This window comes from Borreliella californiensis, assembly GCF_014205885.1.
Classification (GTDB): domain Bacteria; phylum Spirochaetota; class Spirochaetia; order Borreliales; family Borreliaceae; genus Borreliella; species Borreliella californiensis.
In genome coordinates, this window is sequence record NZ_JACHFB010000016.1 from 1 (window position 1) to 5337 (window position 5337).

At 24.9% G+C, this 5337-nt stretch carries 7 protein-coding genes and 1 pseudogene; 2 read left to right on the forward strand and 6 right to left on the reverse strand.

Going from position 1 to position 5337, the window contains the following annotated elements; all coding sequences use genetic code 11:
- On the forward strand, positions 1-515 hold a 515-nt coding region (locus tag HNP67_RS06435), incomplete at its 5' end, for a hypothetical protein (protein WP_214646565.1).
- A 105-nt stretch (positions 516-620) separates the two neighbouring features.
- Positions 621-1064, forward strand: coding sequence for an Mlp family lipoprotein (locus HNP67_RS06440; RefSeq protein WP_184125704.1), 444 nt, complete (start codon positions 621-623; stop codon positions 1062-1064).
- A 36-nt stretch (positions 1065-1100) separates the two neighbouring features.
- On the opposite strand, the gene HNP67_RS06445 is transcribed toward HNP67_RS06440, so the two are convergent.
- The 6 genes and pseudogenes from HNP67_RS06445 to HNP67_RS07275 all read right to left on the reverse strand — a co-directional run.
- A complete protein-coding gene (locus tag HNP67_RS06445; RefSeq protein ID WP_184125696.1) occupies positions 1101-2114 on the reverse strand; it encodes an ERF family protein in 1014 nt (337 codons plus the stop codon).
- A 541-nt stretch (positions 2115-2655) separates the two neighbouring features.
- The gene (gene bdr, locus HNP67_RS06450) at positions 2656-3291 is read right to left on the reverse strand and encodes a Bdr family repetitive protein (RefSeq protein ID WP_184125698.1); all 636 of its coding nucleotides are present in this window, start codon (positions 3289-3291) and stop codon (positions 2656-2658) included.
- Positions 3292-3304: 13 nt separating this feature from the next.
- Positions 3305-3847 (reverse strand): chromosome replication/partitioning protein, encoded by a 543-nt coding sequence (locus HNP67_RS06455; RefSeq protein ID WP_014017694.1) that lies wholly within the window; start codon positions 3845-3847, stop codon positions 3305-3307.
- Between the two features lie 41 nt (positions 3848-3888).
- Complete coding sequence (locus tag HNP67_RS06460; RefSeq protein ID WP_184125700.1) at positions 3889-4629, reverse strand: ParA family protein; 741 nt, start codon at positions 4627-4629, stop codon at positions 3889-3891.
- Positions 4605-5171 carry a DUF226 domain-containing protein gene (locus HNP67_RS06465; RefSeq protein WP_184125702.1) on the reverse strand — a complete coding sequence of 189 codons (567 nt, stop codon included), beginning with the start codon at positions 5169-5171 and terminating at the stop codon, positions 4605-4607. Before HNP67_RS06465 ends, HNP67_RS06460 begins: the two co-directional genes overlap by 25 nt.
- A 10-nt stretch (positions 5172-5181) precedes the next feature.
- Positions 5182-5337: pseudogene (locus HNP67_RS07275) on the reverse strand (plasmid maintenance protein); the annotation flags it as partial.

Genomic DNA, 5337 nt, shown 5'->3' on the forward strand with positions numbered 1-5337 from the left:
ATATATTATATAGTTTGCTAATTTTTACAAACATTAATCTTTTCGCCAACTTTTTAAATAATTTGACAAAAGAAGAACAATCAACTCTTGAAAATATAAAAAGGTTCTTTAAAGAAGGAAAAAATCTATTAAAAAATCCCACAAACAACAATTTTGATAAGATAATTATTGGCCATTACACAAAAATCGAATATAATGAAGAACAAATTAATAAATTATTTATTGAACTTGGAGAACAAAAAACCAAAATATATCTTAACACAATAAATAAAGTTATGGCAAATCCATCCAAAGGAAAAAACATACAAGATGAAAAAAGATACCAAACCCTCCAGAATATTTTAATTTTGGCAATATTTTCCAACATCTATAAACAATTAAGACCCAAAACTGATGAATTTTTTGATAATACTTTATTGTTAATTAATATCAGTCATGAACTTATAAAAAACTCAAATGCTTCAATTTTTGATGATATTTTCTATACAATGCTCCTTCTACACGCTTCTTTTTGACACATATAGTTGACAATACTGTTTCAAGAAAACGCTCTATAATTACAAGAATAAATTTTATTTTTACTCAACATATTGGACTAGAGATAAGAGAAGGAAATGAAAATGAAAATTATCAACATATTATTTTGTTTATTTTTAATTACGCTAACCGGCTGTAATTCTAATGATAATGACACTTTAAAAAACAATGCTCAACAAACAAAAAGCAGAAAAAAACGTGATTTAAAAAAAGAAGAAGTAACACAAGAAAAACCAAAATCTAAAGAAGAACTACTTAGAGAAAAGCTATCTGATGATCAAAAAACACATCTGGATTGGTTAAAAACTGCTCTAACTAATCCTGGAGAATTTGATAAATTTTTACAACATGATGAAATCAAAATAAAATCTGCACTTAACCACATAAAAACTGAACTTGATAAATGTACTGGGGATAATGCTGAACAACAAAAAAGCATCTTTAAACAAATAGTTCAAGGAGCCCTTAATGGGGGTATAGATGGCTTTGGAACAAACAATGCAGTTAGTACTTGCGGTAATTCCTAATATAGAGTAGCCCCCAAATAGGGGGCTTTAATATTGCTATGCTACAAATATCTCATCAAACCGTTCATATTCTTTTAAGACACTAAAGAATATTAATGGGCTAGGGCCATAAGCAGTTCGCTTAAACGACATAAACTTTTCAAAATCTTGTAAATCCTTTAATCTATTATTTTTCTTGAAATAGTTTTTTATAATCTCCGCCCAATAGTTTACACTCTTAAAATCACTATTTTTCTCAAAATACGAGATTAAATCAGATTCAATTTTCTTGATATCATCAAAATTATTGGGGTCTATATTCTGAATAAAGCTTATTTTTTGAATAATTGAATTTATATTATCTTTTATTGTAGGGCTATTTACCCAATCTTTTATATTAGACAACGCTTCTTTAAAAACACCGTAATAATAAAGCCTATCTTTTTTTTGTTCTTGCTTAATATCTCTTTTCTGGTTTTGAATAGTGTTATTTTTTTGAATTTGATTAATCTCTTGTTTTTGTTCTCTTTTTTGTTCTTGCTTTTGATTAACACTAGCTTGTTTACTAGTTATAGAATTTCCATTTTCGTGATTATTGTAAATAGGAGCTGCATCAGTATCAACTTCACTTTTTATGCAAAGATGCCCCACTAAAGCGTACCTTTTGAAATAAGTAATAGCTGATCCAACAAATTGTGGCATTGTATTAATATTTTTAGACCCATTTTCACTGTTCCATTGTAATTTATCTGTATGAATTCGCGTATCAAATGAGTATTTGTACACAGTGCTTGTACTGTAGAATGTAGTCCTAATATAATCAACTATGCCATATTGACTCTCTACAGAAATTGGATCTTGCGTAAAAAAAAGATCCAAATTATGCTTATCAATAACGCTATAAATTACTTCTACTATGTCATTGAAATCTTGATACTTATACCCATAACCTTTAAGACTTTTGTCAATACGCGGCAAGTTTCTGATTAGAGTTTTCATATCTTTTCTGAAGCTTATTTCTGCTTGAATATTGTCTTGTGGGTGATTATTTTTGTTTGAAACATTGTTCATAATGTACTCCTTTTAATGTTATAAAAATAATTATATAGCAAAAACTATTTTTGCCAACTTTTTTACAAAAAATTTTTACAAAAAAATAGAGCTTAGCTAGTTCTTTATTAGAGACTCTAGCTAAGCCTTATTTCTATTTTTTAGGAAAATGTGAGCTAATAAATAATTGTATTTATTAAAAAATATTTTTGACAAGTCAAGTTAGGATTTATAAATAAAAATGGTCTTTTCCTCCTATAATTTTTATTACATATAAATGTATAACAAAAACTTTTTTTTGCAAAAAAATATTCACAATTGAAAAATATTTAAACAACTAGAATGCTTGTAGCATAGTCTAACTTCAAATTAAAATCACTTTGTATTTGATAAAATAAAAGAACCTACTTAAATTCTCTTGTTAAAAATTTAAATAAGTTCTAATTTAAAAGAAAGTAAAAATAAAATGTTTCTTTTTAAGAATTTAAATCAAAATTATAGTATTCTATTCTAAAAAATAAGTTATATACTCCTTTAATATTTTAAAAAATTTTAATCATTTTTAATTAAAAAAATACTTATTAAATATAGAATAGATAATTGGGGCAAGCGTTATTCCCATTATTAGAATTACTTGTATTGTTCTATTGCTTGCATTAAATTCGTTTTTTAAAACATTTATTTTATTATCTAGACTAGATATATCCTTTTGCAAGGTTTTTTCTACACTATCTATTTTAGAATTAAGTTCGTTTTTTACACTATCTATTTTAGAATTAAGTTCGTTTTTTACACTATCTATTTTAGTATCTAAACTGGATATATCTTTTTGCAAAGTTTTTTCTACATTATCTATCTTGGTATCTAAACTATCTATTTTAGCATTTAAACTTTTTTCTACATTATCTATCTTGGTATCTAAACTATCTATTTTAGCATTTAAACTTTTTTCTACATTATCTATTTTGGTATTTACACTATCTATCTTAACATAAATACTCTCTATATCTTTTTGAAAATTCTTTTCTACATTAATTATTTGTTGTTCTAAAGAATTCATTTTCTCTTTTAAAACTTCAAAGTTGTAATTGTCGTTCTGAAGCAAAACAAAATCTACTGCCTCTTCACTAAACCCTTTATTTAAAAATTCTAACCTTACATTTTCTATTTTAAGAGCATTGTAAGCTAAATTACTCATAAAATCCCCTTTATTATCCTTTTAATTCTTTATATTTTTTTAAAAGTTTATTAAGAAAATCTTTTTGATTTTCAAGAAGTTCTTCCAAAATAAACGCTGTAAATTTAGAATGGTTTTTATAGAAATCATAACTTTCTTGTTTTTTAAGTTGAAATCTTAGGGGCTTTATCGGGTTTTGTTTTGATTTTTTTATTGTTTTGCTCTCTTTATTTCTTAATACAATTAACGTTTCTAGTATACCATTTTTTATTAGAAATTCTTCTTGTATAATCCCATCTTCTATTGCATTAGCAATTTTTAAATAATTATAGACCTGTGCTCTTGCAAGTCTATAATCTTTAGAAAAAGCTTCAAAACTTTTATACCCATCAAACCGATAATAATGATTGTCTTTAATTTCTTTTAAAATTTTTAAAGTTTCTAACTTACAATAGATTTCTTTTTTAGAATTAATTTTTAATTTTTCTTTTAAAGAATTATAATGATTTAATACACTATCAGTAATAGCATAATTTTCATTATCACTTAAATCTCTTTTATTAACCTTAATATCCAATTTAACCTCCTTTTATATTAAACACGTCTAATAATTAGACTTTATATTTTTTTTAAAAAAATTTCTAAAATATTTTCATATTCTTTTATATAATCTTTATTTAAATCAAAATTATTATTTTCTGCTATTCGTCTATTTAAGTCTTCCCTTTCAGCTATTGTTCCTAAAAACCTATCTTTTGTTTTTAACATTTCATACAATTTTTTATGTGTTCTATTTTTTTTAAATCTTGTTATTATTAAAAATATAGGTAAAAATAAATTTAATTTTCTTACAAAGAAATTAAATAAATCTAAACTTTCCACTGCCCACTTTTCAGCCGTCATTGGAATTATTACATAGTCACTACATAAAAGTGCATTTTTTAATGTAACATCTAAACTAGGATTTGTATCAATTACTATATAGTCATACTTATAATATAAAGTTCCTAAACTGGTTTTTAACAAAAAATCTTTATGTTCAATTTTATCTTCACTAAAATTATGCAGCGTAAGATAGCTAGGTATAAGATCAAGATTATTATCTAAATTTATAATGGCACTATCGATGTCTACATTCTCTTTTAAAATCTCATAAATATTAAATTTGGTAAAATTAATGCCTAATTTTTCTATTTTTTCGTAAAAATAACTAGTAATGGATGCTTGAGTATCCATATCAATTAAAAGTACTTTGTTGTCTTTTGATAATAGTGTTGCCAAAATTATTGCACTTGTACTTTTACCAACACCGCCCTTGATTGACGCAATTGTTATTATTTTAGGTTTTTTATTATCCATTTTATTAACGGTCCTTGTTCTGGGTATTTTTTCCCATAAAATTTATATACTTGTTGTTCTAAATCTGTAAACATACTAAATAAAACTTTATTGTAGTGATTGTTTGTTCTTTTTTTATCTAATAAACGATATAATCCCTTGAAATAGCAAAAAACGCTTCCGGCCTTAAATCTAAACTCCATATAATATGCCCTTGCTAATGCATACGCTTTTCTAGTCCCGTTTAATTGATACTTTATTAAAGGTTTTTTGATTGGTTTTCTGTATCCATAGAAAATGCCAATAAACTTATCCCCTTCTTTAATCGGGTATAAATGAGTTTCTTCAACAATTCTTTCCCCATTAAATAATGCTCGCAATGATAATCTAAATTCATGTTTTTTTTCATAAACCCCAAATTTATAAATGTCCATCATTATTTTTGTATGGTACATTGCTTTACCATTTTCTTTTTCAATCAAAATAAAGCGTTCTTTATTTTGACATTCAACTTTACATTTTCCTTTTCTTATAGTTTCAATAGGTTCGGGTGCATTTTCCATATTTAAATCCTCATACGGCCTTTATGTAAAATTCTTCTACAGTTAAAGAATTTTTTTTGTTTTTTATTATTTCTAATAATTCAAGATAATATGTACCAAATACTTTATTGTATTCTATTTTATTTTGGTTATTCAAATATTCTTTTATAATAGGCTTTAGAATTTC